The organism is Streptomyces sp. NPDC006012 (assembly GCF_042871185.1).
GTDB lineage: Bacteria > Actinomycetota > Actinomycetes > Streptomycetales > Streptomycetaceae > Streptomyces.
This window is the reverse complement of record NZ_JBIAIE010000009.1, coordinates 43482-69019: the sequence shown is the minus strand read 5'-3', so window position 1 is coordinate 69019 and position 25538 is coordinate 43482. Positions and strand designations below refer to the sequence as shown.

Sequence of the window (25538 nt, the reverse complement as noted above, 5' to 3'; positions counted from 1 at the left end):
GTTCATCCCTGGGTCTGCTGGATAGCTTCGCGAAGCACCTGGCGGTCGTCGAAGGGACGGACCACCCCGGCGATGTCCTGGCCCTGCTCGTGGCCCTTGCCCGCGACCAGCACCGTGTCCCCGGGCTGCGCACGGCCGACCGCGGCGGCGATGGCGGCGGCCCGGTCCTCGAAGAGGAGCACCTCGCCGCGCTCGTGCGCGGGCACCGAGGCGGCGCCTTCGAGCATGGCGGCGAGGATCGCGAGGGGGTCCTCGGAGCGGGGGTTGTCGGAGGTCAGTACGGCCGTGTCGGCGAACCGGGCGGCGGCGGCACCCATCGGGGCGCGTTTGGTCGTGTCGCGGTCGCCGCCGCAGCCGAGGACGATGTGCAGCCGCCCCTTGGTGACCTTCCGCAGCGCCTTGAGGACCGATTCGACGGCGTCGGTCTTGTGGGCGTAGTCGACGACCGCGAGATAGGGCTGCCCGGCGTCCACCCGCTCCAGCCGGCCCGGCACCCCCGGCACGGCGGCGATGCCGTCGGCCGTGGTCTGCGGGTCCAGGCCCGCGGCGGCGAGGGCGACGACGGCGGCGAGGGTGTTGGCCACGTTGAAGGCCCCGGCCAGCGGCGACCTGGCCGCGATCCGCTCCCCGCGGGGGCCGGCCACGGTGAACGTCGAGTCCAGCGGGCCGATCCGGACGTCCTCGGCACGCCAGTCCGCGTCGGGGTGGCCCTCGGCGGAGTAGGTGACGACCGGGACGGACGCCTGCGCGGCGAGCCGCCGGCCGTACGGGTCGTCGGTGTTGATCACACCGAGCCTGCTGCGCGCGGGGGTGAACAGCTGCGCCTTGGCCTGGAAGTAGTCCTCCATGTCGGAGTGGAATTCCATGTGCTCCGGGCTGAGGTTGGTGAAGACCGCCACGTCGAAGACGCAGCCGTCGACCCGGCCGAGGACGAGGGCGTGACTGGAGACCTCCATGGCGACCGCCTCGACGCCGCGTTCCCGCATGACGGCGAAGAGTGCCTGGAGGTCGGTGGCCTCGGGGGTGGTGCGCTCGGACTTGATGCGCTCGTCGCCGACGCGCATCTCGACCGTGCCGATCAGCCCGGTGGTTCCGGCCGTCCGCAGGCCGCCCTCGACGAGGTAGGCGGTGGTGGTCTTGCCCGAGGTGCCGGTGATGCCGATCTGGAGCAGGTCGCGGCCGGGATCACCGTAGATCGTGGCCGCGAGCGCGCCCATCCGGGCGCGCGGGTCGTCGGCCACCAGGACCGGCAGGCCGGTCGCGGCGGCGCGCTCGGCGCCCGCCCGGTCGGTCAGCACGGCGACCGCGCCGAGCCCGGCGGCCTGGGCGACGAAGTCGGCGCCGTGCAGGCGGGCACCCGGCAGGGCGGCGTACAGGTCGCCGGGGCGGACGGCGCGCGAGTCATGGGTGATGCCCGTGACGCCTGCGGTGCTGTCCGGTACGGCGGCACCCAGCTGACCGGCGAGCTCCGCGAGGGGTGTGGCGGAGACCCGGACCGGTCGGGGCGGCCCCGGACACATCGTGGAAGCGCCCTTCTGGGTGGTTTGGGACTGATCAGCGTGTGGCACGGCGGTGAGCGTACCGGGCTCGGCCGCCTCGGAGCGAAGCGAGGACGCGGGCGGTGTGTGGTTCCCGGGTTCGGGAGTGATCGTTGTCACGAGCTGGTTCCTGGTGGTCGTTCCCGGCAGTGCTGATCAGGGTTTGTAGGTGACGGGCAGGTTGGCGGCCTTGGCGCCGGTCGGCGGGACCTGCAGGGTTTTCAGGGCGAACTCCATGACCTGCTTGTAGATGGGGCCGCAGATCTCACCGCCGAAGTAGCTGCCGGAGGTGGCGTTCTGGATCGCGCAGTAGACGGTGATCCGTGGGTGGTCCGCGGGTGCGAACCCGGCGAACGACGACGTGTAGCCGCGGTACTTGCCGGTGGCCGGATCCACGCGGTTGGCGGTGCCGGTCTTGCCCGCCGCCCGGTACCCCGGGATGCGGGCCTTGGCGCCGGTGCCCTGCTCGTCGTCCACGACGGACTCCAGCATCTGGGCCAGGGTCCTGGCCGTCTTCTCGCTGACCACCCGGGTCTTCTCGGGCGCCGGGGCCGGGGTGAACCGCCCGTCGGCGCCCTTGTGGCCGCGCACCAGGGTCGGCTCGACACGTACGCCGCCGTTGGCGATCGTCGAGTAGACGGAGGCGGCCTGCAGGGCGTTGATGGAGAAGCCCTGGCCGAACGGGATCGTGTACTGCTGCGATGTCGACCAGGTGCCCGGCGCGGCCAGGATGCCCCTGGTCTCGCCGGGGAAGCCGAGCCCGGTGGAGCCGCCGATGCCGAACTTGCGCAGATAGGAGTAGAGGACCCGGTTCGCCGCCGGCTGGGTCTTGCCGAGCTGGCCGGTGGCGAGGATGGTGCCGATGTTGCTGGACTTGGCCAGCACGCCGTTGAGCGTGAGGTACCAGGTCTCGTGGTCGATGTCGTCCTGGAACAGCCGGTCGCCGCGGTGCAGCCGGTTGGGGACCTCGACGTGCGTGAGCGGGGTGGCGGCGTCCTCCTCCAGTACGGCGGCCATCGACATGACCTTGGCGGTGGAGCCGGGCTCGTAGGCGTCCTGGACGGCCGGGTTGCCCATCGCCGACGGGTCGGCCTTCGACAGGTCGTTGGGGTCGAAGCCGGGCGAGTTGGCCATGGCGAGGATCTCACCGGTGCGGGTGTCCTGGACGATCACGTAGCCGCGGTCGGCCTTGGACTTCTTGACCTGTTCGGTGATGGCGTTCTGCGCGGCCCACTGGATGTCGCGGTCGATGGTCAGCTCGACGTCGGAGCCGGGGACCGCGGGGGTCTCGGTGGAGCCCGCGGTGGGCACCTGACGGCCGCCGGCCTGGGCGTAGCGGAGGCTGCCGTCCTGGCCGGCCAGTTCCTTCTCCAGTTGTTGCTCGATGCCGCCGCCGCCCTTGCCCTCGGCGTTGACCCAGCCCAGTATCCCGGCGGCGAGCCCGCCGTTCGGGTACACGCGCTGGCTGCTGGGGTCGGAGAAGACGCCCGCGAGCACGTTGACGGTGGCCTTGTCCGTCTGGGCCTTGCCGGTCAGGGCGCTCTTGAGGTCCTTGATCTGCTTCCAGACCTGCGGTGTCTGCCGGCCGGCGAGCTTGACGTAGCGCAGTTCCCTGTTCGCCGGGCGCAGCTTGCGGACCAGGTCGGCCTGGTCCTGGCCGAGGATCGGCGCGATCAGCGCGGCGGCCTGTTCGGGGCCGTCGTCGATGCCCAGCTGTTTGCGGGTGAACATCGTCGGGTCGGCCGTGATGTCCTCGGCGTCCTCGCTGACGGCGAGAGCCGTGCCGTTGCGGTCGGTGATCTCACCGCGCTCGGCGGTCAGGGTGTGCACCACGTAGCGGTTCTGCTCGGCCTTGGCGGCGTACGCGCTGGCGTCGACGGCCTGGACCTGGAGCAGCCGGACGACGAAGGCGAGCAGTACGAGCGTCAGGGCGAGCCCGACCAGGCGCAGGCGGGGGCGGGGGCTGCCGAGCCGGAGGGACGGCGGGGCGGACCGGGGCGGGCTCGGGCGCCGGACCGGGCGGGCGCCCGAGCCCGGGCCGGGCCGGCGCCGGCCGGCGGAACCGGACCGGTGGGGGTCGCCGCGGTGTGCGCGGTTCCGGGGCGGGACGGGCCTCGCGGGGCCGGGCACGCGGCGCCGTGGCGGCTGCCTGTCGGACACTTCCGTCACCTGCCGGGGGTCGGGGTCGGGGTGGACCGGGGGGCGGAGGGGGACGGCACCGAGGCGGGGGCGGCGGGTGCCGGGGCGGGCGGGCCGGCCGGCGGCGCGGGCGGACCGCTCGCCGCGGCGGACGATCCGGCGACCGGGGCGGACGGGCTCGCGGTGGCCAGCGCCTCCGGGGGCGCGGGCGCCGGCGAGCGGACCGCGGACTGCCGGGCGGCGGGGCTCGGGACACCCTTGACGGAGCCGTCGGGGTCGAGGAAGGCCGGCTCGCCGCCGGGCACCATGCCGAGTTCGCGGGCGCGGCGCTGCAGGGCGTCGGGGGCGGCGTAGGCGTCGATGTCGCGCCGCAGCGCCTGCTCCTCGTCGGTGAGGTTCTTCGTGCGCTTCTGCAGGTCGTCGAGTCTGAACGAGCCTTCGCTGAGCGCCGAGTTCAGCACCAGCAGGCCGATGAGGCCGCCGCCGAGGAGCAGGACGACGAGGAGGACGAACGGGGTGCGGGCCGCCCGGGCACGGCCGGCCGGCAGAAGCCGGGCGAGCCGGGCGGCCCGGCCCCGCAGCTCGGGATTCCTGGCCACGTGTCCTCCGGTGAGTCTCAACTCGTCCTCCGGCGGGTCGGGGTCCCATACGTCCTGCGGCGGGCCGGAGCCCCGCACGTGCCGCGGCGGGTCCGGGGACCGCACGGCCGCCGGCAGGCCCGGAGACCATACGTCCTCGGGCATGCCGAGGGGCCACTCGTCCTCCGGTGGGTCCGGGGACCCGGCTCGCTCACTCGGTGTCCTCCCTGATGCGTTCGGCGCCGCGCAGCCGCGCCGGGGCAGCCCGGCGGTTGTCGGCGACCTCCTCCTCGCTCGGAAGTTCGGCACCGCGCGTGAGCAGCTTGAGCCGGGGCTGGTAGCGCTCGGGCACCACCGGCAGTCCGGGCGGCGCGGTGCTGGCGGCACCGGCGGCCAGGACCTGCTTGACCAGACGGTCCTCCAGCGAGTGGTACGACAGGACGGCGATCCGGCCGCCCACGGCGAGCGCCTTGACCGCGGCGGGGATCGCCCGCTCCAGGACGTCCAGTTCGCCGTTGACCTCGATGCGCAGCGCCTGGAAGGTGCGTTTGGCCGGGTTGCCGCCGGTGCGCTTGGCGGCCTGCGGCAGCGCGTCCCGGATCAGCTCCACCAGGCGCGCGCTGGTGGTGAAGGGCTCCTTGTCGCGCTCGCGGACGATCGCGGCGACGATCCGTCTGGCCTGCTTCTCCTCGCCGTAGGCGCGCAGGATACGGACGAGGTCGCCCGCCGGATAGGTGTTGAGGACCTCGGCGGCGCCGATCCCCGTCGACTGGTCCATGCGCATGTCGAGGGGGGCGTCCTGGGCGTAGGCGAAGCCCCGGTCGGCCTCGTCGAGTTGCATGGAGGAGACACCCAGGTCGAAGAGGACGCCCTGCACGTGCGCGATGCCGAGCCGGTCCAGGACGTCCGGCAGTTCGTCGTAGACGGCGTGCACGAGGGTGGCCCGGTCGCCGAAGGGCGCGAGCCGCCGCGCGGACAGGCTCAGGGCCTCCTGGTCGCGGTCCAGGGCGACGAGCCTGGCGTCGGGGAACCGGGTGAGCAGCGCCTCACTGTGCCCGCCGAGGCCCAGGGTGCAGTCCACGACCACGGATCCGGGCCGCTCAAGTGCGGGGGCCAGCAGGTCCAGGCAGCGCTGGAGCATCACCGGGACGTGTCGGTTCTCGCCCGCCTGTGGCCCGCCACCGCCCTGGTTCGGAAGCGCTTCGCGCCCTTTCATCTCTGGGGCCTCTCAGATCCGGCGCGGGCCGTACGCACCGCCGGGTCCCCGCCCTCTCCCGGCTGACGCCGGGGATGCCCCCGGTCAAGGGAAGTGCCGGCGCCGGCGGCGTCAGTCGGCGGGAGGGGGTGGAGGCCGAGCCGTACGTACACGCCGCGCACGTGGGGTTGCGGGTGCCGGGGTCTCCGGTGAGTTCAGTCCAGCGGAGAGTGATTCGCCTCCCGCTTCGCGTCACTTTAGTCCACCGTGTGGCGCGGTCAATCAACCGGCTTGCGCGTCGCGCACTGCCCTCCGGCCGGCGTCGCAATCCGGAAAGAATCACCCGTACAGCCCAGCTTCATCCTCCGTGTGGGTTAGCTCACACCCCACGACGATGACTTCTTTTGTCCGGCCTCCCAGCAGGACCGCGAGGCAGGTGACCAGTAACGTCATGGGTATGACGACTTCTGCAGCAGTTCCCGCCGGGTCCGAGGGCGCCATAACGGGCGTCGGCGCCGTCACGGACCGTCTCGTGGAGGCCAACCACCGCTATGCCGCCGCGTTCGACGACCCCGGGATGGACGCCCGTCCCGTGCTGCGCGTCGCGGTCGTGGCCTGCATGGACGCCCGGCTCGACCTGCATGCCGCGCTCGGCCTGGAACTCGGCGACTGCCACACCATCCGCAACGCGGGCGGGGTCGTCACCGACGACGTGATCCGTTCCCTGACGATCAGCCAGCGGGCCCTCGGTACCCGCAGCATCGTCCTCATCCATCACACGGGGTGCGGCATGGAGTCCTTGACCGAGGAGTTCCGGCACGATCTGGAGATGGAGGTGGGCCAGCGCCCGTCGTGGGCGGTGGAGTCCTTCCGGGACGTGGACCAGGATGTGCGGCAGTCCATGCAGCGGGTGCGCACCTCGCCGTTCCTGCTGAGCACCGAGGATGTGCGTGGCTTCGTGTTCGATGTCAGGACGGGCCTGTTGCGGGAGATCGACGCGGCCTGAACGGTCCAGCGGCCGCCCCGGCAGGCGCCGGGTGTCCGGCGCCGCGGCGGCCGGCCGGGGAGCCGTGGGAGCGATCCGGCGCCGACAGTTGTCCACAGGCAAGTGACACGAATCGGTAACGGCGGCAAGAATGCGGGTGTGGCGTCACGCGGAACTTTTCCCGTGTGGTGTCCGTGATTCGGGGTGGGCCGGTCCGCGGCGCAGAAGCGGCGGCCCGGAGTGAGAACGGGCCGAGGAGGGCCGGGTGACGACCTATGACGATCGAGCGAGCCTTGGAGGCGCCCCCGCCCGAGCGGATGCGCGGGTGGGGGATGACCTGACCGCCACTGTGGAGCGTGTCCGCAGTTCGGTGGAAGGAGTGATCGAGGGCAAGCCCGAGGTCGTACGACTTTCCCTGACGGTGCTGCTCGCCGAGGGGCACCTCCTGATCGAGGATGTCCCCGGCGTGGGGAAGACGATGCTGGCCAAGGCTCTGGCGCGGTCCATCGACTGCTCGGTGCGCCGCATCCAGTTCACTCCCGACCTGCTGCCGTCGGACATCACCGGCGTGTCCATCTGGGACCAGCAGCGCAGGGACTTCGAGTTCAAGCCGGGCGCCATCTTCGCCCAGATCGTGATCGGCGACGAGATCAACCGCGCCTCGCCCAAGACCCAGTCCGCGCTGCTGGAGTCCATGGAGGAGCGTCAGGTCACCATCGACGGGCAGACCCATGAACTGCCCGGCCCCTTCATGGTGGTGGCCACGCAGAACCCGGTCGAGATGGAGGGCACGTACCCGCTGCCGGAGGCCCAGCGCGACCGCTTCATGGCCCGTGTCTCCGTCGGCTACCCCAGCGTCGAGGCCGAGTTGCGGATGCTGGACGTGCATGGTGGCGCCTCGCCCCTGGACGACCTCCAGCCGGTGGCCCACGCACACGAGATCATGAAACTGATCGAGGCGGTCCGCGACGTGCACGTCGCGGACACCGTCCGGCGCTACGCGGTGGACCTGGTCGCCGCCACCCGCGCCCACCCCGATCTGCGCCTCGGCGCCTCCCCGCGGGCGACGCTGCACCTACTGCGCGCGGCGAAGGCCGCGGCAGCCCTGGCCGGCCGGGAGTACGCGCTGCCGGACGACATCCAGGCCCTGGCGGTGGCGGTGCTCGCGCACCGGCTGCTGCCCACCGCGCAGGCCCAGCTCAACCGGCGTACGTCGGAGCAGGTGGTCCAGGAGATCCTGCAGCGCACACCGGTGCCCGCGGCCTCGCAGCAGAGCGGCTTCGGCGGACTGGGTGCGACCGCGTTCGGCAAGCAGCCGCCACGGAGGCTGTGATGGGCGGCGGGGGGACGGGGACCGGACAGCCGGAGCCCGAGGGCGACGACAAGGGCGGTGTCCGTACCGCGCTGGGCGGGCTGACCACACGCGGCCGTTCGTTCCTGGCGGCCGGCATCGCCGCCGCCATCTGCGCGTACGTCCTGGGGCAGAGCGATCTGCTCCGGGTCGGGCTGCTGCTGGCCGCGCTGCCCCTGGTCTGCGCGACGGTGCTCTACCGCACCCGCTACCGGGTGGCGGGCAGCCGCCGGCTCTCCCCCTCCCGCGTGCCCGCGGCCGGCGAGGCCCGGGTCCATCTGCGGATGGACAACGTCTCCCGGCTGCCCACGGGCCTGCTGATGCTCCAGGACCGGGTGCCGTACGTGCTCGGGCCGCGGCCCCGGTTCGTGCTCGACCGGGTGGAGCCGGGCGGCCGCCGGGAGGTCTCCTACCGGGTCCGCTCGGACCTGCGGGGCCGCTACCCGCTCGGGCCGCTGCAACTGCGCCTGACCGACCCGTTCGGGATGTGCGAGCTGACCCGCTCCTTCTCGACGTACGACACCCTGACGGTGATCCCGCGCGTGGAGGCGCTGCCACCGGTGCGGTTCGGCGGGGAGGCCAAGGGGTACGGCGACGGACGGCAGCGCTCGCTGGCCCTGGCCGGCGAGGACGACGTGATCCCGCGCGGCTACCGGTACGGCGACGATCTGCGCCGGGTGCACTGGCGGTCCACCGCGCGCTACGGCGAACTGATGGTGCGCCGCGAGGAGCAGCCGCAGCGCGCCCGGTGCACGGTGCTGCTGGACACCCGGGGCATCGGCTTCGCGGGGGCGGGCCCGGACTCGGCCTTCGAGTGGGCGGTCTCGGGCGCCGCCTCCGTGCTGGTGCACATGCTCGAACGGGGCTTCTCGGTACGTCTGTTGACGGACACCGGCAACTCGGTGCCCGGGGAGGGCGCCGACGGGTTCGCCGGCTCCAGCCAGGAGACGGCGGACGCGGCCGGGCTGATGATGGACACCCTCGCCGTGATCGACCACTCGGACGGCACGGGCCTGTCCCGGGCGTACGACGTGCTGCGCGGCGGCAACGAGGGTCTGCTGGTGGCCTTCATCGGCGACCTGGACGAGGAGCAGGCGGGCGTGGTCGCCAAGATGCGCCGGCGCGGCGGCGGCGCCGTCGTCTTCCTGCTGGACCCGGACACCTGGATCCGGGAACCGACGGACGTGCCCGGCCCGGGGAACGGGCCCGCGGAGCGGCTGCGGCTGCTGCGGGAGGCGGGCTGGACGGCCGCGAGCGTGCCGCGCGGCGCCGCGCTCGGCGAACTGTGGCGCCAGATGGACCGGGAACGCATGGGCGCGGCCGCGCTGAGCGGCGGGGAGGCACGGTCATGAACGGTGACGTCATGAAGAGTGACGTCATGAACGGTGGCGTCATGAGCCAGGGCGTCACGAACGGTGCCGGGGTGCGGCCGGGCGGCGGTGCGGTGCCGGCCCCATGGTGCGGTGGCGTGGGCGGCGGACAGGCGGTTGCGGCATGAGCTCACGGGCACGGCTCGCGCTGTGTGCCGCCGCGGCCACGATGATGGCCGCGTGTGCCCTGTTGCCGCTGGTCACCCCGATGACCTGGCTCTTTCAGGCGGGTTTCCTGGTGGCGGTGCAGACGGGCGTGGGCGCGGTGACCCGGCGGGTGCCACTGGCCCGGCCGCTGACGGTGGCGGCCCAGGCCCTGGTGAGCCTCATGTTGCTGACCCTGGTCTGCGCGCAGGGGCATGCGCTCCTCGGTCTGATCCCCGGACCGGACACCTTCCGCTACTTCGCCGACCTGCTCCAGCAGGGCTCGGACGACGTCAGCAGGTTCGCGATCCCGGCTCCCGTGTCCGAAGGCATCCGGCTGATGCTCATCGGCGGTGTCCTGGTGATCGGTCTGATCGTGGACATGCTCGCGGTGACCTTCCGCAGCGCGGCGCCCGCCGGGCTGCCCCTGCTGGCCCTCTACTCCGTCGCCGCGGGCCTGTCCGACGGCGGCACGGACTGGCTGTGGTTCCTGATCGCCGCCGCGGGCTATCTGATGCTGCTGCTCGCCGAGGGCCGGGAGCGGCTCTCCCAGTGGGGCCGCGTCTTCAGCGGCGCCGGCCGCTCCCCCGGCGGCCCGTCGGGCGGCGCGGTGGCCCCCGTCCGCACGGGCCGACGCATCGGCGTGGTCGCGCTGGGCGTCGCCCTGGCGGTGCCCCTGGCCCTGCCGGCCATGCAGGGCGGCCTCCTGGACAGCACCAGATCCGGCATGGGGGCGGGCAACGGCAACGGCGGCACCATCTCCGCGGTCAACCCCCTGGTGTCGCTGCGCGACAGCCTGAACGTCGACGAGGACCGCCAGGTCCTGTCCCTGAAGACCGACTCGACCGACGTCTCCGACCTGTATCTGCGGATCGTCTCCCTGGACGACTTCGACGGCACCACGTGGAAGCCGTCCCAGCGGCACATCGTCGGCGTGCCGAACCGGTTCCCCACGCCGGCCGGCCTGAGCCCGGGCGTCCGGCGCTCGGAGGTGAGGACCCGGATCGCGGCCGCCGACTGGTACGCACAGGACTGGCTGCCGATGCCGTACCCGCCGAGCAGCGTGCAGGTCCCCGGCAAGTGGCGCTACGAGCCGGTGGGCATGACCCTGGTCGGCGACCACGGCCAGAACACCCGTGGCACGGTGTACGAAGTGACCAGCCTGGACGTGCAGCCGACGGCGGACCAGCTGGCCGCCGCGCCAAAGGCACCGGAGGCGTTGAAGCGCGAGTACACCCACGTGCCGAAGTCGCTGCCGTCCGTGGTGGCGAAGACGGCCGAGCAGATCACCGAGGGCGCGACCAGCCAGTACGAGCAGGCCGTCAGGCTCCAGGACTACTTCGCCGTGACCGGGGGCTTCCAGTACGACACCCAGGTGCAGGTGGGCCAGGGCCCGAACGCGATCGCCACGTTTCTGGAGAAGAAGCAGGGCTTCTGCATCCACTTCTCCTTCACGATGGCCGCGATGGCCCGCACCCTGGGCATCCCGGCCCGGGTCGCGGTCGGCTTCGCGCCCGGTACCCCGCAGTCGGACGGCACGGTGTCGGTCGGCCTGAAGGACGCGCACGCCTGGCCCGAGCTGTACTTCGAGGGCGTGGGCTGGACCCGCTTCGAGCCGACCCCGACGCGGGGTACGGCGCCCGCGTACACGCTGTCGGACACGCCGGGCACGACCCTGCCGGACGTGGCGCGTCCTTCGCAGCAGTCGTCCACGGAGCCGTCCGCCGATGCCTCCGCGAGCGAGAGCTGCACGGCGCAGATGCGGAAGCTGGAGGCGTGCGACAGCCCGTCCGCGGCTGCCGTGGTGTCCAGCGGGGACGACGGCCCGAAGTGGTGGCAGTCGGCCCTGTGGGCCCTCGGCGGACTCCTCGTCCTGTTGATCCCGCTGTCGCCGCTGCTGTGGCGAAAACGGCTGCGCGCCGTGCGGCTGGGCGGGCATGCCCGCACCGAGGAGGGCGCGGCGGCCCACACGCTGGCGGCGTGGCAGGAGCTGACGGACACCGCGTGGGACTTCGGGATCCCGCCGGACGAGTCGCAGACCCCGCGCGGGGCGGCCGCCCGGATCGTCCGGCTCGGGCGTCTCGACGGGGCGGATGGGAGCGCGGTGCACCGGGTCGCGGACGCCGTGGAGCAGGCCCTCTACGCGCCCCGGCCCCAGCCGACGGCCGGTCTCGCGCAGGACGTGCGCCGGGTGGCCGGGGCACTGGGCGGCACGGCCACCCGTGGTATGCGGCTGCGGGCGTTGTTCGCCCCGCGCTCGGCCGTGCGCGCCCTGTGGGCGGCGTCGGCGTGGTCGACGGCGCTCAAGGCACGGATCACGACGGCACGCCCCACCCTGCGCAAGCCGTCCGGCCAGGAAAGCTGAGGCAGGGACAACGCCGGGACGGCACCGGGAGGTGTCCTGTGGTCCTGTGCCCTTCGCTCCGCTCCCCGGTGCCCTGGTCGATATGGCCCCGGCCAGGTCACCGAGAGGCGGGAGCGACGGCGACGGTTCGAGGGGCAGGGTCAGGGACAGCAGCTCAGGACCCGTGAGACTCAGGGGCTCAGGACCTCAAGGACTCAGCGTCTCTGGGGCTCAGGTGCTGAGGTGCTGGGGGCTCGCGGTCCGGACGGGCCAGGCCCAGGCCCATGACGACGTGCATGAGGGGCGACCACCCCTCGCGGGTGATCACCCCTCGTGCGCGTCCGAACGTCGTCCTCGCGTCTCTAGCGGCCGCCCTGCTCGTCCCGGCGGCGCTGCCAGCGCTCCTCGATACGGTCCATCATGGAGCGCTTCGCGCGTGCCTGGCGGCGTGGTGCCTGCGGTGCACCGCTCGCGGGCCGCTCACCCGGCTTGGGGGCCTTGCGCCAGCCCGTCACGGCAAGTACCGCGCACCCCAGCATGACGAGAAAGCCCACCACGCTGACCCAGATCTGCTGTGCGACCATACCGGCCATGAGGAGCGCGATTCCTACGAGGAATCCCGCGACCGCCTGGTAGACCCGTCGCCGGGTGTACGTGCGCAGCCCGTTTCCCTCAAGCGCTGTCGCGAACTTGGGATCTTCGGCGTACAGCGCTCGCTCCATTTGCTCGAGCATGCGCTGCTCGTGCTCCGAGAGCGGCACGGAGTCCTCCTCATCGTGCAGTCGCCGGGGCGACCCGGGGGGTCCCTTCAGGATAGGCAGGGAATCGCCCCCGTGAAACCCGCCCCTCTAGGCCAATTGGCCAACCGGATCCCGCCAAGGCCGTCCCGGCTCGCTGAAGCTTCCATTCCCCAGCAGCCGAGCCGTCATGCCGGTCCGGTCTCCCTCGATCATACGGCGCAAACCCCTCGATCGGAGGGCCTGTGGCGTACTCCATCTGCTGTCGCGGCCCAGATCAGCGGTGTGCCTGAAGGCAACTCAGGCGGCGCCGGTGCCGGGCGCCTCGCCGAGCACGTGGAGCTGCGTGGCCACGGAGTGGAACGCCGGCAACTCGGCCGCCGCCGCCTCCAGCTTCAGCAGGGCGTCGAGGGCTCCGGGCTCGGTGTCGACGAGAACCCCGGGGACCAGGTCGGCGAAGACCCGGACACCGTGCACGGCGCCGACCGCGAGCCCCGCGCCCTCGACCAGCGCGGTGAGCTGTTGCGCGGTGAAGCGCCGGGGCACCGGGTCGCCGGCGCCCCAGCGGCCTTGGGGGTCGTCGAGGGCCTGCCTGGCCTCGGTGAAGTGGCCGGCCAGGGCACGGGCGAACACGGCACCGCCGAGTCCGGCCGCGAGCAGGCTCAGGACGCCTCCGGTGCGCAGCGCCGCCACCACGTTGCGGACGCCCTCGGCCGGCTCGTCGACGTACTCCAGGACGCCGTGGCACAGCACCGCGTCAAAACCGCCGCGCTCGACCACGTCGAAGAGGCCGTGGACATCGCCCTGGACGCCCCGCACCCGGTCGGCGACACCGGCCTCGGCGGCCCGGCGCTCCAGCGCGAACAGCGCGTTCGGGCTGGGGTCGACGACGGTGACACGGTGCCCGAGGCGGGCGACGGGCACGGCGAAGTTGCCGCTGCCGCCTCCGGTGTCGAGGACGTCCAGCGACTCCCGTCCGGTGGCCTTGGTCCGTCCGTCGAGGGCGTCGCGCAGGACCTCCCAGACCACCGCGGTACGGAGCGAGGCGCGGGGCCGCGAAGGGTCCGAGCGCAGCGATGCCGGTTGCGGACACTGGTGGGAGACAGGCGGTCGCATCGGGTCCGGCACGGCAGTCGACTCCTCGGCGTGGCACCGCCTGTTTGCCCGGCGGCGCGAACGGTGTCCCTCCTCCCCCGCCCGGGACGCAGGAGGAGGGAGGGCTTCAGGCGTTCTCCACCCTATTGCCTCGGCCGCCGTACCTGGTCACCACGGGGTTGCCCGGCCGTCCGGGTCCCCTGCGGGCCGGGAGCCCGGGTCCCGTAGGCCGGACCGTGGTCTGGAGCCGCCCGCTGTCAGCCCGTGTCCGGCAGCTCCCTCCCGGTGGCGCGGCCGGCCGGTTCTCCGGTGTCCTGCCGGGGCTGTGGCAGGACGGGCTGGAGCACCAGCATCCGTTCGACGATGCGGACGAACATCGCCGCGTCCCTGATCAGGTCGTCGGCGTCCCGGCGGCTCGCGGCGTCCCGGATGCCTGCCTCGGCCCGGGCCCGGCGGGCGGCGCCGGAGGCGAACAGGGCGCTCCATTCGGTGAGTTCGGGCGCTATCTCGGGGAGCACCTCCCAGGCGCTGCGGATGCGGGCGCGGCGCCTTGTCGCAGGCTCCGGGCGGGCCCGCGCGGCGAGGACGGCGGCGGCGGTGCGCAGGGCGGCGAGGTGAGCGGTGGCATAGCGCTCGTTGGGTGTGGTGAGGACGGCGGCCTCGTCGAGTCCGGCACGGGCCTTGGCTAGCAGGTCGAGGGCGGCGGGCGGGGCCGTGGCCCGGCGGAGCACGGGGTGCACATCGCTCGCCGGGCCGGTCAGTGAGGGGGCAGGGCCGGATGCGCGGCGCCGGTGAGCGGCTGCTGCGGACGAGCTGGCCATGACGAACCTCCTGTCGTCTGTGTGACGGCACGCCCCGATCCGGGGTGCCGTATGTGCCCATCGTGCGGTATGCCACTGACAATCCGTTCTGACCTGGACTTTTGATTCGATCGACAGTTCGGGTCGAGGGGTGAGCGGGGCAGGGACGGTGCGCTTGCAAGGGGCGGGACGGGGGCGCTCCCGTTGCTGTGAGAATCGGGACCATGGAAAGCAGCAGCACCGCGCACGGCGGCGGTACGCGCCGCGAGGCCACCCGGCTGAGGCTCTACGAAGCAGCCGTCACGCTCATCGCCGAGCAGGGCTTCTCCGCGACCACGGTGGACGAGATCGCCGAGCGGGCCGGGGTCGCGAAGGGCACGGTCTACTACAACTTCGCGAGCAAGTCGGTCCTCTTCGAGGAGTTGCTGCGGCACGGCGTGGGCCTGCTCACCGCCTCCCTGCGGAACGCCGCCGAACGGACCGCGCGCGAGGGCGGCGGCAAGGCGGACGCCCTGGACGCGATGATCCGCGCGGGTCTCGTCTTCATCGAGCGCTACCCGGCCTTCACCCAGCTGTACGTGGCCGAGCTGTGGCGCACCAACCGCGTCTGGCAGTCCACCCTGCTCGTGGTGCGGCAGGAGGTCGTCGCGGTGGTGGAAGGGGTGCTGCGCGCGGGGGTGGCGGCCGGCGAGTTCAGCGAGGAGATCGACATCCCGCTGACGGCGGCGGCGCTCGTCGGCATGGTGCTGGTGGCGGCGCTGGACTGGAAGTCGTTCCAGCCCAAGCGCTCCCTGGACGACGTCCACGCCGCCCTGTCCCGGCTGCTGCAGGGACGGGTGAGCGGCAGGGGCTGACAGGAAAACGCCGGTCCGCCCTGGCCCGTCCCCCGCGGGCCGGCTCGGACCGGCGCTTCTTCCTGCTCCCCCGTACGTCCCCCGTGGGAAACCCACCCGTTGTGGTCTTCCCCGGGTTCCCCCGTGCCTCGCTTCCGCCGACGAGCCGGCGGAAGGAGCGGCCGGGGGAAGTCACCGTTCCGCCGCCCCGTGCCGGCGGTTCCGGGCCGTCTCCCCCTGCCGTGCTTCCACTGTCTCGTTCCCGCAGGTCGGGGCCCATCCGCGCACCTACTCATCTCGCCGCCTGGGTACCCGTACTCAGCCGTCCGCACCGGTACGCAGGACATGGCACGGCGGGCTGGTTACGATCGCCTCCGTGTCCGTACTCCCCCTGGTGTTCACCAGCGGCTGGGCCAGCGGCATCAATGCCTACGCCGTGGTGCTGCTGCTCGGCCTGTTCGGCGTGACCGGGGTGAGCGACGGCGTTCCGCAGACGCTGCAGCGCCCCGAGGTCCTCATCGTGGCGGGCGCGCTGTTCCTGTGCGAGGCCGCCGCCGACAAGATCCCGTACATCGACTCGGTGTGGGACTCCGTGCACACCGTGGTCCGGCCGCTCGCGGGCGCCTGGGTCGGGGTGCTGTTCGCCGGGCAGAGCGGTTCGCTCACGGATGTGGCGGCGGGTCTGCTCGGCGGTTCGACGGCGCTGGCCAGCCACACGGTCAAGGCCGGGACCCGGATGGCGGTCAACGCCTCGCCGGAACCCGTCAGCAATCTGATCCTGAGCACGGCCGAGGACCTCGGTGTGGGCGCGGTCGTCTCCTTCGCCATGTTCCATCCGGAGGCGGCGGCGATCGTCGCGGCGGTGCTGCTGGCGGCGGGCGTGGCCGTGCTGTGCCTGCTGGTCTCCCGGATCCGGCGGTTCCTGCGCCGCAGGGCGCAGCGGCGGGAGGAACGACGGCTGGCCGCCCGGCTCGCGCGTCCGCCGGACTGACCGCCACCCGGCCGCCTGACGAACCGTGCCCCGGCCACCTGACGACCGGCCACTCAGCCGCCTGGTGCTGTGACTGACCCGCCGCCCCGCTCGCGCGTCTGCCGACCGGGCGCCTGCGGTCCGGACTGTCAGTGGCAGTCGATACAGTCGCGGGCATGGCACGGATTGCGGTGATCGGCGCCGGGATGGGCGCGATGGCGGCCGCTGCCCGGCTGGCCGTCGCAGGCCACCGGGTGGTGGTGTACGAGCGCACGGAGACGTACGGCGGAGCGGTGCGCCGCTTCGAGCGGGACGGCTTCGGTTTCGACACGGGCCCGGGCGTGCTGCCGCTGCCCGCGGTCTACCGCGACCTGTTCCTGAAGACCGGCAAGGAGCCGCTGGAGGACTGCGTCCGGCTCACTCAGGTCGACCCGTCGTCACGGCACGTGTTCGCGGACGGCACCGAGGTGTCGCTGCCGAACGCCTCGCGCGCGGGTGTCGTCGCGGCCCTGGACGAGGCCCTGGGAGCCGGCACGGGACAGCGCTGGGGCGACTTCCTGGTGCGCGCCCGCGAGACCTGGGACCGCACGCGCCGCCCCCTCCTGGAGGAGCCGCTGTGGCCCAACTGGTCGGTGCTGGCGGACCGCGAGCCCTATCCGGCGGTCCCGCACAAGCGGCTGCTGCGCACCCGGCGGGCCGGGACGCTCGACGAGATCGGGGCCTGGGAGCTGCGTGATCCCCGGCTCGCCGCCCTGCTGGCGGGCTACGCGCTCGGATACGGCCTGGATCCCGGCACCGCTCCGGCGAGCGCGGCCGTGCTGCCGTACATGGAGCACGCCTTCGGCGTCTGGTATGTCCAGGGCGGCGGCATAAGGGAGTTGGCGCGGGCGGTGTACGAGCGGTGCGTGCGGCGCCGGGTCGAGTTCGTCTTCGGCGCCGAGGTCACCGGGATCCTGGAGAAGGACGGCCGCGCGGCGGGCGTCGAGCTGGCCCCGGGCGCCGACGGGGCCGCCGGCTCCGGAGGACGGACGGTGGCCGAGGCGGACGCGGTCCTCGGCACGGGCCCCTGGCGGCTGCGCGGTCTGCTGCCCGGCCAGGAGCTGTACGGACCGGATGCCGTCCCGCCGACCGCCGAGGGGCTGTTCCCGGGCCGGGTCGTGGTGTGCCTCGCGCTGCGCGGCCGGCGCGAGCCGGGGGCGGCGCACCGCACGGTGGTGCATTCCCCGGCCGCTGCGGATGAGTTGGACCTGTTCACGACGGAGGGCACGCCCGAGCGTCCCACGGTCCGCGTCGACCGCCCGGACGACCCCGCCCTGCGTCCGGACGCGGAGCACGAGTCCATGGTGGTGACGGCGACCGTGCCGTCCGCGGCGGGCTACGACTGGGCCGCGCCCGGCGCCGCCGACGCCTTCGCGGACCGTATGGTCGCCGCCGCCGAACGGGCGGTGCCGGGGCTGCGCGAGCGGGTGCTGTGGCGGGAGGTGCGCACGCCGCTGGACACCGCGCGGGAGACGGGGGCGGAGGGCGGGGCCGTCCCGCCGCCGTCACTGGCCGCGGCCGAGGGGACGCTGCATCCGTCCAACGCCACGGCGATAACGGGCCTGTTCGGGGTCGGCGGCTGGTCGCACCCCGGCGGTGGTCTGCCGCACGCCGGCATGTCGGGCGCGCTGGTCGCCGGGCTGATCGTGGAGGGGCCGGACTTCCGCGGCTCGCGGTGAGTTGCGCCGCCCGGGCGGCGGCCGGTCAGAAGCGGTAGTGCTCGTCGTACCCGTTGCCCTGCTGTTGGCCGTGCCCCGGGTGCTGGCCGTGGCCCTGGTGCTGACCGTCGCCCTGGTAGGGGTAGGTCTGCTCCTGCGGGAGTTCGCCGCCGTAGGTCTCGTCGGTGCGCTGCTGCGGGACCCAGACGCCGCCGGCCGGGGTCTCGCCGTAGCCGCCGGTGCCGTACTGGTCCTGGCCGTAGGGCTGTTGGCCGTACTGCTGACCGCCGTAGCCGTCGTCGTACGAGGCACCGCCGTAGTTCTGGGCACCGACGTACGGGTCGGAGTAGTTGGCGTACTGCTGCTGGTCACCCGTGTCGTAGCCGTACTGCTGTTGCTGGCCGTAGCCGGAGTAGTCGTACGGATAGCCCTGGTCGGCGCCCTGGGCGTGGGCCGCGTAGCCCGGGTCCTGGTGCTGGGCGGCGGCCGCGTGGGCGGAGTCGCCGTATATGCCGTAGGAGCCGGTGTCCTCGGGCATGGGCTGCGGTTCGTAGACGGTGGTGGCGTGGGCGGCGGCCGGCTGGCCGGGGCGGGCCGCGGCGAACACGTCGTCACGGTCGTAGTCGCCCTCGCGGCCACCGTGCGGGACTCCGTCCTGGCCGTAACCGTCCTGGCCGTAACCGTCCTGGCCGTAACCGCCGTCCTGGCCGTACTCGCCGTCCTGCCGGTAACCGGCGTCCGCGTCCTGGCCGGCCCCTGCCGCCTGCCGGCCCGGGGCCTGCGGATCGTGGTCCTCGTCGTCCTCGTGGTCGGGATCGCCGTGGTCGGGATCGCCGCCCCGGCGCTTGCCGCCGTCCGGTCCCCGGCGGACCGCCCAGCCATCGACGAAGCCGCGGCGGAACGACAGCGTGACGTACGTCTGGCCGGCCGCGAAGGCCACCGCGCCCAGCGCGATGACGACGACGGAGGGCATCAGCACACCGAGGACGACACCGAGGAAACCGACGAACGCGAGCAGCCGCCAGCGCAACCGCGCCTTGTACTGCAACAGCACCTCGCCGAGCAACCACAGCGCGACGATGCCGAACGCGACGTAGAGGACCGCCCAGCCCATGTACGCCCCTCTCCCAGTGACCGCTACGCAGTGTGTCGTATCTCGGTGATGCCGGTCTAGGTCTGCGATGAATGGTGCAGACCCAGGTTCTCGTAGATCTCCAGTGGCGCCGTGGAGTTGTTGAGCGTGATGAAGTGCAGTCCGGGCACCCCCTCGGCCAGCAGCCGAGCGCAGAACTCCGTGGCGAACTCGATGCCAATGGAGCGTACCGCCGCCGGATCGTCCGCGGCCGCGCGGATCCGTTCTTTCAGAGCGTCCGGGAACCGGGCGTTGCTCAGCTGGGGCAGCCGCTCCAGCATCCGCAGGCTCGTGACCGGCAGGATCTCGGGGATGACCGGGGTTTCGCAACCGGCCGCCGCGACCCGGTCGCGCAGCCGCAGATACGACTCCGGCTCGAAGAACATCTGCGTGATGGCGTAGTCGGCGCCCGCGCGGCATTTGTCCACGAAACGCGCGACATCGGTGTCCCAGTCGGTGGAGCGCGGATGCATCTCCGGGAAGGCGGCGACGCCCACGCAGAAGTCGCCGGACTCCTTGATGAGGCGGACCAGTTCGGCCGCGTAGGTCAGGCCCTTCGGGTGCGGCACCCACTCGCCCATCGGGTCGCCGGGCGGGTCGCCGCGGACCGCGAGCATGTTGCGGATCCCGGCGTCCGCGTACTGGCCGATGATGTTGCGGAGTTCGGCGACGGAGTGGTTGACGGCGGTGAGGTGCGCGACCGGCGTCAGCGTGGTGTCGACGACGATCTGCTGGGTCTCCTTGACCGTGGTCGCCCGGGTGGTGCCGCCGGCGCCGTAGGTGACGGACACGAAGTCGGGGGCCACCGCCTCGACCCTGCGCAGCGCGTTCCACAGACTCCGCTCACCCTTGGGCGTCTTCGGCGCGTAGAACTCGAACGAGTACGTCGTCTTGCCGGTGCTCAGGATGTCACGCACAGTGCGCGCGCGGTCGGTCCTGGTGGATGCGGTTCCAAGGGCCATACCGGCAGGTTAGCCAGGCCGGGCCGGTCCCCCAACCACGCACTGGAAATTTGCCCGAATTGCCGAACCTTTGTCCATCCCTTGGACAGGGCCTGGCCAGGTGATTGCTAGCCGGCCCGCCGCAGCCGCCCGATGAATTCGGCCGCCGCCGCTCCCGGGTCGGCGGCCTCGGTGATCGCGCGGACGACGACCACCCGGCGGGCCCCGGCGTCCAGCACCTCGTCGAGGTTGCCCAGGTCGATGCCGCCGATGGCGAACCAGGGCCGGGCGGTGCCCAGCGCGGCCGTGTACCGGACCAGGTCCAGGCCGGGCGCGGGGCGGCCGGGCTTGGTGGGGGTGGGCCAGCACGGGCCGGTGCAGAAGTAGTCCACGCCGTCCTGGACGGCCGCCGCCGCGGCCTCCGCCGGGGCGTGGGTGGAGCGGCCTATGAGCACGTCGCCGCCGAGGACGGCGCGGGCCGCGGGCACGGGGAGGTCGCCCTGCCCGAGGTGGAGCACGGCGGCGCCGGCGGCGTGGGCGACGTCCGCGCGGTCGTTGACCGCGAGCAGCTTGCCGTGCCGCACGCAGGCGTCGGCGAACACTTCCAGGTGCGCCAGCTCCTCGGCCGCCTCCATGCCCTTGTCGCGCAGCTGCACGACGTCGACCCCGCCGGCCAGGACCGCGTCCAGGAACTCGGCGAGGTCGCCCTGGCGCCTGCGGGCGTCCGTGCACAGATAGAGCCGGGCATCGGCGAGCCGGTCACGGGCCGCGCGGGCGGCGGTGCCGGTGCCGGCGGTGGTCCGGGCGTCGGCGCCGGTCTCGGTGTCGGCCGTGATGGCGGTGTCGTCGGCCGTGGTGTCGCTGTCCGGCATGCGTGTCCCCCGGGATGGGTTCGAGGTCGGTGAGGTGGTGCGGTGGTGCGGTGGTGGCGGTGGTGCGGTGTCGGCGACGTACGGGCCGGACCGTCCGGGCGGGCCGTCCCGACCTGGCCGTCCCGTTCGGACCGTCCGGGCGGACCGTCCGTTCTGGCCGTCCAGGCGGGCCGACCGGGCAGGGCGGCCCGGCGGCCGGGGCGGGCGCGATGCGCGGCACCGGGTGCGGAGACCTGGCGCGATGCGCGGCGCCCGGTCCGGCGACCGGGCGCCGGACGGGCCTCGGGCCGTGGTGCGCCCCGGCCGCGGCCCGTCCGGGGGCCGCGGCCCGTACGTCGGAGGGCGTTCGGATCAGAAGGCGAGCGCCTGGGCTCGGCGCTTCACCTCCGTACCGCGGTTCTCGCTGAGGGCCTGCGCGGGCGTGCCGGGCAGGCTCGGGTCCGGGGTGAAAAGCCACTCCAGCATCTCTTCGACCGTGAAGCCGTCGTCCCGCAGGAGCGTCAGGGTCCCGGACAGGCCCTTGACGACCTTGTCCCCGTCGATGAAGGCGGCAGGGACGTGCAGCGCACGGTTCTCACCACGGCGTACGGCGATGAGCTGGCCCTCCTTGACCAGCTGCCGCACCCGTGTCACCTCGACGCCGAACTGCTCGGCGATGTCGGGGAGGGTGAGCCATGCAGGGACGAGAGCATCGATCTTTGCGTCAATCTCGGTCACGGAAACAGCGTGCCATCCCGGACCGACAGTCGGAAGCCAGGCCGGTCCGACCTGGGGGTTTCGCGCGTCACAGGGTAGCTTCCTTGAGCGGCCGCGCCGGGTCGGCGAGCAGCTTCGGATCCATCGGCGTGCCCGCCTCGATCAGCCGCCGTCCCTGCGCCAGGTCACGCGGCCGGCCCACGGCCAGCAGGGCGACCAGCCGGCCCGCGCCCAGCCAGCAGACGCTCCATGCGGGCCCGGCGGGGTCGCCTCGCCACTGCAGCGTGTCGGCCGCCGGGTAGTGGCCGACGTACTGCACGAAACGGCCGAACTGCTCGGACCAGAAGTACGGCACCGGATCGTAGACCGCCGGAGTGTCGCCGATGATGTTCGCGGCGACCGTGCGCGGCCCCTGGAGGGCGTTGTCCCAGTGGTGGACGAGCAGGCGCTCGCCGTACCGGGCGGAGGGGAAGGACGCGCAGTCGCCGACCGCGTACACGTCCGGCGAGGAGGCGCGCAGATGGTCGTCGGCCACGACCTCGCGGTGGGCGCCCAGCTCGATGCCGGAACCGGCCAGCCAGGCGGTGGCGGGGCGGGCGCCGATGCCGACGACGACGGCGCCCGCGGGCAGCCGCGAGCCGTCGTCGAGCACCACCGCGCCGGGCTCGACGCGCGCCACGCGCGCGTGGGTGCGCAGTTCGGTGCCGCTGTCCGCGTACCAGGCGGCCATCGGCGCCGTGACCTCGGCCGGGAGCGCGCCCGCGAGCGGGCGGTCGGCGGCCTCGACGACCGTGACGGCGCAGCCCGCCTCGCGCGCCGCCGTGGCGAACTCGGCGCCGATCCAGCCCGCGCCGACCACCACGATGTCGTGCTGCCGGGCGAGCACCGGGCGCAGCGCCTGGGCGTCGTCGAGGGTGCGCAGCAGGTGCACGCCGGGGACGCCCTCCGCGCCGGGCAGCCGGATCGGTTCGGCGCCGGTGGCGAGGACCAGGACGTCGTACGGCACCGGACCGGCCACGGTGTCCAGCTCGTGGTCGCCGGGGCGCACGCCGAGCGCCTCCCGGCCCAGTTCGAGGTCGATGCCGAGCGCACCGAAATCGACGTCGAAGGCGGAGCCCTCGGCCTTGCCGAGCAGCACGGCCTTGGACAGCGGTGGCCGGTCGTACGGCGCGTGGGGCTCCGCGCCGACGACGGTCACCGTGCCCTCGAATCCCTGTTCCCGCAGGGCGACCGCGGTCTGCACCCCGGCCATGCCCGCGCCGGCGACGACCACGCGCCGCCCCTGTGACGTGCTCCGTCGCTGCGTCTGCTGGCTCACGTGCTGCGTGTGCTGGGTCACGCTGATCACCATAGTCAACTGGCGATTTGTCAGTCAGGGGGCGTGCTGAGTGACCTGCTGCACACGAGATCGTCCCGTGTCCGCCGGGGGCCCGCGCCGGCCGTCCCACCGTGCGCGTCCCGCCGCCCGGCCGGGCCCGCGAGCAGGGCGCGGGCCGAGGCTTTCTTTCCGGGGCGGGCGGCGGCGGGCTAGGGTGGCGACCGTACAAGCACTCGCGGGAGCCTGGACGCACCGGGCTGAGAGGGAGGCTGGCGGCCTCCGACCGTACGAACCTGATCCGGGTCATGCCGGCGAAGGGAGGGGCTGGACGCCCATGTCGTCACGTACGCCAGACGTCCTCGTCATCGGGGGCGGAATCATCGGCCTGGTCACGGCCTGGCGGGCCGCGCAGCGCGGATTCGCCACGGCCGTCGTGGACCCCGAGCCGGGTGGCGGGGCCGCGCAGGTCGCGGCCGGCATGCTGGCCGCGGTCACCGAACTGCACCACGGCGAGCAGACACTGCTCGGCCTGAACCTGGCCTCGGCGCGGCGCTATCCGGACTTCGCGGCCGAGCTGACCGAGCTGACCGGCCGCGACCTCGGCTACCGCCGGTGCGGCACGCTCGCCGTCGCGCTGGACGCCGACGACCGCGCGCACCTGCGCGACCTGCACGCGCTGCAACAGCGCTCCGGTCTGGAGTCCGAGTGGCTGTCCGGCCGGGACTGCCGCCGTCTGGAGCCGATGCTCGCGCCCGGAGTGCGGGGCGGGCTGCGGGTGGACGGCGACCACCAGATCGACCCGCGGCGGCTCGCGGCGGCGCTGCTGGCGGCCTGCGAGCGGGCGGGAGTGGTGTTCCACCGCGCCTGGGCCGAGCGCTGCGCCGTGCGGCGGGACCGGGCCGTCGGGGTGACCACCGGGGACGGCACCGAGCTGGGCGCCGGCCAGGTGGTGCTCGCGGCCGGCAGCCTGAGCGGCCGGCTGGCGGGCCTGCCGGAGGCCGTGCTGCCGCCGGTGCGGCCGGTGAAGGGTCAGGTGCTGCGGCTGACCGTGCCGAAGCGGTACGCGCCGTTCCTGAGCCGGACCGTGCGGGCCGTGGTGCGCGGCAGCCACGTCTACCTGGTGCCGCGGGAGAACGGTGAGCTGGTCGTCGGAGCGACCGACGAGGAGCTGGGCTGGGACACCACGGTGACCGCGGGCGGCGTGTACGAGCTGCTGCGGGACGCGCACGAACTGGTGCCCGGGATCACCGAGCTGCCGCTGACCGAGACCCGGGCCGGGCTGCGCCCCGGCTCCCCGGACAACGCGCCGCTGCTCGGCCCGACCGCGCTCGACGGGCTGCACGTGGCCACCGGGCACTACCGCAACGGCGTGCTGCTCACCCCGGTCACCGGGGATGTCATGGCGCACGTCCTGACCACCGGGACGCTCCCGGAGGAGGCCCGTCCGTTCACCCCCGCGCGCTTCGGCGCCGCCGCCCTCACGGAGCAGACCGCATGATCATCTCCGTCAACGGGGAGCACCGGGAGATCGCGCCCGGCACGGCCCTGGACGCCCTCGTGCAGACCCTCACCACGGCGCCCGGCGGAGTGGCCGCCGCGCTCAACGAAACCGTCGTCCCGCGCGCGCAGTGGCCCGCCACCGCCCTGCGCGAGGGAGACCGCGTCGAAGTCCTCACCGCCGTCCAAGGAGGCTGAACCATGGCCGACGATCCCTTCGTCCTCGGCGGTACGTCCTACACGTCCCGGTTGATCATGGGCACCGGCGGTGCGCCCAGCCTCGACGTGCTGGAGCGGGCGCTGGTCGCCTCCGGAACGGAACTGACCACCGTGGCGATGCGCCGGGTCGACCCCGATGTGCACGGGTCCGTGCTCTCGGTGCTGGAACGGCTCGGCATCCGGGTGCTGCCCAACACGGCCGGCTGCTTCACCGCGGGCGAGGCGGTGCTGACCGCACGGCTGGCCCGGGAGGCGCTCGGGTCCGATCTGATCAAGCTTGAGGTGATCGCCGACGAGCGGACGCTGCTGCCGGATCCGATCGAGTTGCTGGACGCGGCGGAGACCCTGGTCGACGACGGTTTCACGGTGCTGCCGTACACGAACGACGATCCCGTGCTGGCGCGGAAGCTTCAGGACGTGGGGTGCGCGGCGGTGATGCCGCTCGGCTCGCCGATCGGTTCCGGGCTCGGGATCCGCAATCCGCACAACTTCCAGCTGATCGTGGAGCACGCGCGCGTACCGGTGATCCTGGACGCGGGAGCCGGTACGGCGTCGGACGTGGCGCTGGCCATGGAGCTGGGATGCGCGGGGGTCATGCTGGCCTCGGCCGTCACCCGTTCGCAGCAACCGGAACGGATGGCCGCGGCGATGCGGCACGCGGTGGACGCGGGGCGTCTGGCGCGGCTGGCGGGACGGATTCCCCGTCGGCACTTCGCCGAGGCGTCGTCCCCCGCGGCGGGCCTGGCATCGCTCGATCCGGAGCGGCCCGCGTTCTGAGCGGGGTTGTCGTGCCGGGATGCTCTCCCACCCATGCACCACCCGTTTGCTGTCGGCCGAGCGGTGGACGTTTCCCCCGGAAGTCCGGCGCCGTCGGCGGCTGCGGGTGGGAGGGGAGACACGGGAGCGGCCGGTGCGGGGGCTTCAGCGCGGTTTTCAGCAGGGTCGGTGCGGGTGGGGCGGTGAGGCCGTCACCCCAGGTCACGGGCTGGGGGTGACGGGGTGTCGTGGGACGGGTCACAGGTCGGCCGCAGTCGCGGGCCGATCTCTCTGTAACGACGAGGAGTGTCGGTACCGGCTCGTAGACTCA

Annotated in this window: 22 protein-coding genes and 1 riboswitch; of the genes, 10 read left to right on the top strand and 12 right to left on the bottom strand. The window is 73.3% G+C overall.

Annotation, left to right across the window (positions count from 1 at the left end; all coding sequences use genetic code 11):
* Positions 1 to 2 precede the first annotated feature (2 nt).
* The 4 genes from ACFYPJ_RS18405 to rsmH all read right to left on the bottom strand — a co-directional run bounded on the left by ACFYPJ_RS18405 (position 3) and on the right by rsmH (position 5471).
* Positions 3 to 1520, bottom strand: coding sequence for a UDP-N-acetylmuramoyl-L-alanyl-D-glutamate--2,6-diaminopimelate ligase (locus ACFYPJ_RS18405; protein ID WP_389018169.1), 1518 nt, complete (start codon positions 1518 to 1520; stop codon positions 3 to 5).
* 174 nt (positions 1521 to 1694) lie between these two features.
* Positions 1695 to 3698, bottom strand: coding sequence for a peptidoglycan D,D-transpeptidase FtsI family protein (locus ACFYPJ_RS18400; protein WP_389017768.1), 2004 nt, complete (start codon positions 3696 to 3698; stop codon positions 1695 to 1697).
* A gap of 5 nt (positions 3699 to 3703) precedes the next feature.
* Positions 3704 to 4276 (bottom strand): septum formation initiator family protein, encoded by a 573-nt coding sequence (locus ACFYPJ_RS18395; RefSeq protein ID WP_389017765.1) that lies wholly within the window; start codon positions 4274 to 4276, stop codon positions 3704 to 3706.
* A 190-nt stretch (positions 4277 to 4466) separates the two neighbouring features.
* Positions 4467 to 5471: a 16S rRNA (cytosine(1402)-N(4))-methyltransferase RsmH gene (gene rsmH / locus ACFYPJ_RS18390; protein ID WP_389017762.1), complete on the bottom strand. Its 1005-nt coding sequence runs from the start codon at positions 5469 to 5471 to the stop codon at positions 4467 to 4469.
* A 436-nt stretch (positions 5472 to 5907) separates the two neighbouring features.
* Here rsmH and ACFYPJ_RS18385 point away from each other — a divergent pair, with 436 nt between their 5' ends.
* The 4 genes from ACFYPJ_RS18385 (at position 5908) to ACFYPJ_RS18370 (ending at position 11665) form a co-directional block, all read left to right on the top strand.
* A complete protein-coding gene (locus ACFYPJ_RS18385) occupies positions 5908 to 6456 on the top strand; it encodes a beta-class carbonic anhydrase (protein ID WP_389017759.1) in 549 nt (182 codons plus the stop codon).
* A gap of 244 nt (positions 6457 to 6700) precedes the next feature.
* Positions 6701 to 7768 (top strand): AAA family ATPase, encoded by a 1068-nt coding sequence (locus ACFYPJ_RS18380; protein WP_389017756.1) that lies wholly within the window; start codon positions 6701 to 6703, stop codon positions 7766 to 7768.
* Entirely contained in the window at positions 7768 to 9138 is a 1371-nt protein-coding gene (locus ACFYPJ_RS18375) for a DUF58 domain-containing protein (RefSeq protein WP_389017753.1), read from the top strand. The genes ACFYPJ_RS18380 and ACFYPJ_RS18375 overlap by 1 nt, the downstream gene beginning before the upstream one ends.
* 142 nt (positions 9139 to 9280) lie before the next feature.
* Entirely contained in the window at positions 9281 to 11665 is a 2385-nt protein-coding gene (locus ACFYPJ_RS18370) for a DUF3488 and DUF4129 domain-containing transglutaminase family protein (protein WP_389017750.1), read from the top strand.
* A 341-nt stretch (positions 11666 to 12006) separates the two neighbouring features.
* Here ACFYPJ_RS18370 and ACFYPJ_RS18365 read toward each other — a convergent pair whose 3' ends face one another.
* From ACFYPJ_RS18365 to ACFYPJ_RS18355, 3 genes are all read right to left on the bottom strand, one after another.
* Entirely contained in the window at positions 12007 to 12405 is a 399-nt protein-coding gene (locus ACFYPJ_RS18365) for a DUF3040 domain-containing protein (protein WP_389017747.1), read from the bottom strand.
* Between the two features lie 276 nt (positions 12406 to 12681).
* The gene (locus ACFYPJ_RS18360; RefSeq protein ID WP_389017745.1) at positions 12682 to 13509 is read right to left on the bottom strand and encodes a methyltransferase; all 828 of its coding nucleotides are present in this window, start codon (positions 13507 to 13509) and stop codon (positions 12682 to 12684) included.
* A 224-nt stretch (positions 13510 to 13733) separates the two neighbouring features.
* The gene (locus ACFYPJ_RS18355; protein ID WP_389017742.1) at positions 13734 to 14297 is read right to left on the bottom strand and encodes an SAV_6107 family HEPN domain-containing protein; all 564 of its coding nucleotides are present in this window, start codon (positions 14295 to 14297) and stop codon (positions 13734 to 13736) included.
* Between the two features lie 203 nt (positions 14298 to 14500).
* On the opposite strand from ACFYPJ_RS18355, the gene ACFYPJ_RS18350 reads away from it, so the two are divergent.
* The 3 genes from ACFYPJ_RS18350 (at position 14501) to ACFYPJ_RS18340 (ending at position 17797) form a co-directional block, all read left to right on the top strand.
* Positions 14501 to 15130: a TetR/AcrR family transcriptional regulator gene (locus ACFYPJ_RS18350; protein WP_389017740.1), complete on the top strand. Its 630-nt coding sequence runs from the start codon at positions 14501 to 14503 to the stop codon at positions 15128 to 15130.
* 355 nt (positions 15131 to 15485) lie between these two features.
* A complete protein-coding gene (locus ACFYPJ_RS18345; RefSeq protein WP_389017738.1) occupies positions 15486 to 16100 on the top strand; it encodes a DUF4126 domain-containing protein in 615 nt (204 codons plus the stop codon).
* Between the two features lie 155 nt (positions 16101 to 16255).
* Positions 16256 to 17797: a phytoene desaturase family protein gene (locus tag ACFYPJ_RS18340; RefSeq protein WP_389017735.1), complete on the top strand. Its 1542-nt coding sequence runs from the start codon at positions 16256 to 16258 to the stop codon at positions 17795 to 17797.
* A 25-nt stretch (positions 17798 to 17822) separates the two neighbouring features.
* On the opposite strand, the gene ACFYPJ_RS18335 is transcribed toward ACFYPJ_RS18340, so the two are convergent.
* The 5 genes from ACFYPJ_RS18335 to ACFYPJ_RS18315 all read right to left on the bottom strand — a co-directional run bounded on the left by ACFYPJ_RS18335 (position 17823) and on the right by ACFYPJ_RS18315 (position 22735).
* A complete protein-coding gene (locus tag ACFYPJ_RS18335) occupies positions 17823 to 18890 on the bottom strand; it encodes a hypothetical protein (protein ID WP_389017732.1) in 1068 nt (355 codons plus the stop codon).
* Between the two features lie 56 nt (positions 18891 to 18946).
* Entirely contained in the window at positions 18947 to 19870 is a 924-nt protein-coding gene (gene metF, locus ACFYPJ_RS18330) for a methylenetetrahydrofolate reductase [NAD(P)H] (protein WP_389017729.1), read from the bottom strand.
* Positions 19871 to 19977: 107 nt separating this feature from the next.
* Positions 19978 to 20721 carry a thiamine phosphate synthase gene (gene thiE, locus ACFYPJ_RS18325; RefSeq protein ID WP_389017726.1) on the bottom strand — a complete coding sequence of 248 codons (744 nt, stop codon included), beginning with the start codon at positions 20719 to 20721 and terminating at the stop codon, positions 19978 to 19980.
* 351 nt (positions 20722 to 21072) lie between these two features.
* Positions 21073 to 21438: an Rv2175c family DNA-binding protein gene (locus ACFYPJ_RS18320; protein ID WP_389017723.1), complete on the bottom strand. Its 366-nt coding sequence runs from the start codon at positions 21436 to 21438 to the stop codon at positions 21073 to 21075.
* A 67-nt stretch (positions 21439 to 21505) separates the two neighbouring features.
* On the bottom strand, positions 21506 to 22735 hold the full coding sequence (locus tag ACFYPJ_RS18315; protein ID WP_389018166.1) for an NAD(P)/FAD-dependent oxidoreductase: 1230 nt from the start codon (positions 22733 to 22735) through the stop codon (positions 21506 to 21508).
* Positions 22736 to 22960: 225 nt separating this feature from the next.
* A riboswitch (TPP riboswitch) is annotated at positions 22961 to 23072 on the top strand.
* Here ACFYPJ_RS18315 and thiO point away from each other — a divergent pair.
* From thiO to ACFYPJ_RS18300, 3 genes are all read left to right on the top strand, one after another.
* Positions 23070 to 24233 (top strand): glycine oxidase ThiO, encoded by a 1164-nt coding sequence (gene thiO / locus ACFYPJ_RS18310; RefSeq protein WP_389017720.1) that lies wholly within the window; start codon positions 23070 to 23072, stop codon positions 24231 to 24233. It overlaps the preceding riboswitch by 3 nt.
* Positions 24230 to 24430: a sulfur carrier protein ThiS gene (gene thiS / locus ACFYPJ_RS18305; RefSeq protein WP_389017717.1), complete on the top strand. Its 201-nt coding sequence runs from the start codon at positions 24230 to 24232 to the stop codon at positions 24428 to 24430. The genes thiO and thiS overlap by 4 nt, the downstream gene beginning before the upstream one ends.
* Positions 24431 to 24433: 3 nt before the next feature.
* Entirely contained in the window at positions 24434 to 25228 is a 795-nt protein-coding gene (locus tag ACFYPJ_RS18300; protein ID WP_389017715.1) for a thiazole synthase, read from the top strand.
* The last annotated feature ends 310 nt before the right edge of the window (positions 25229 to 25538 follow it).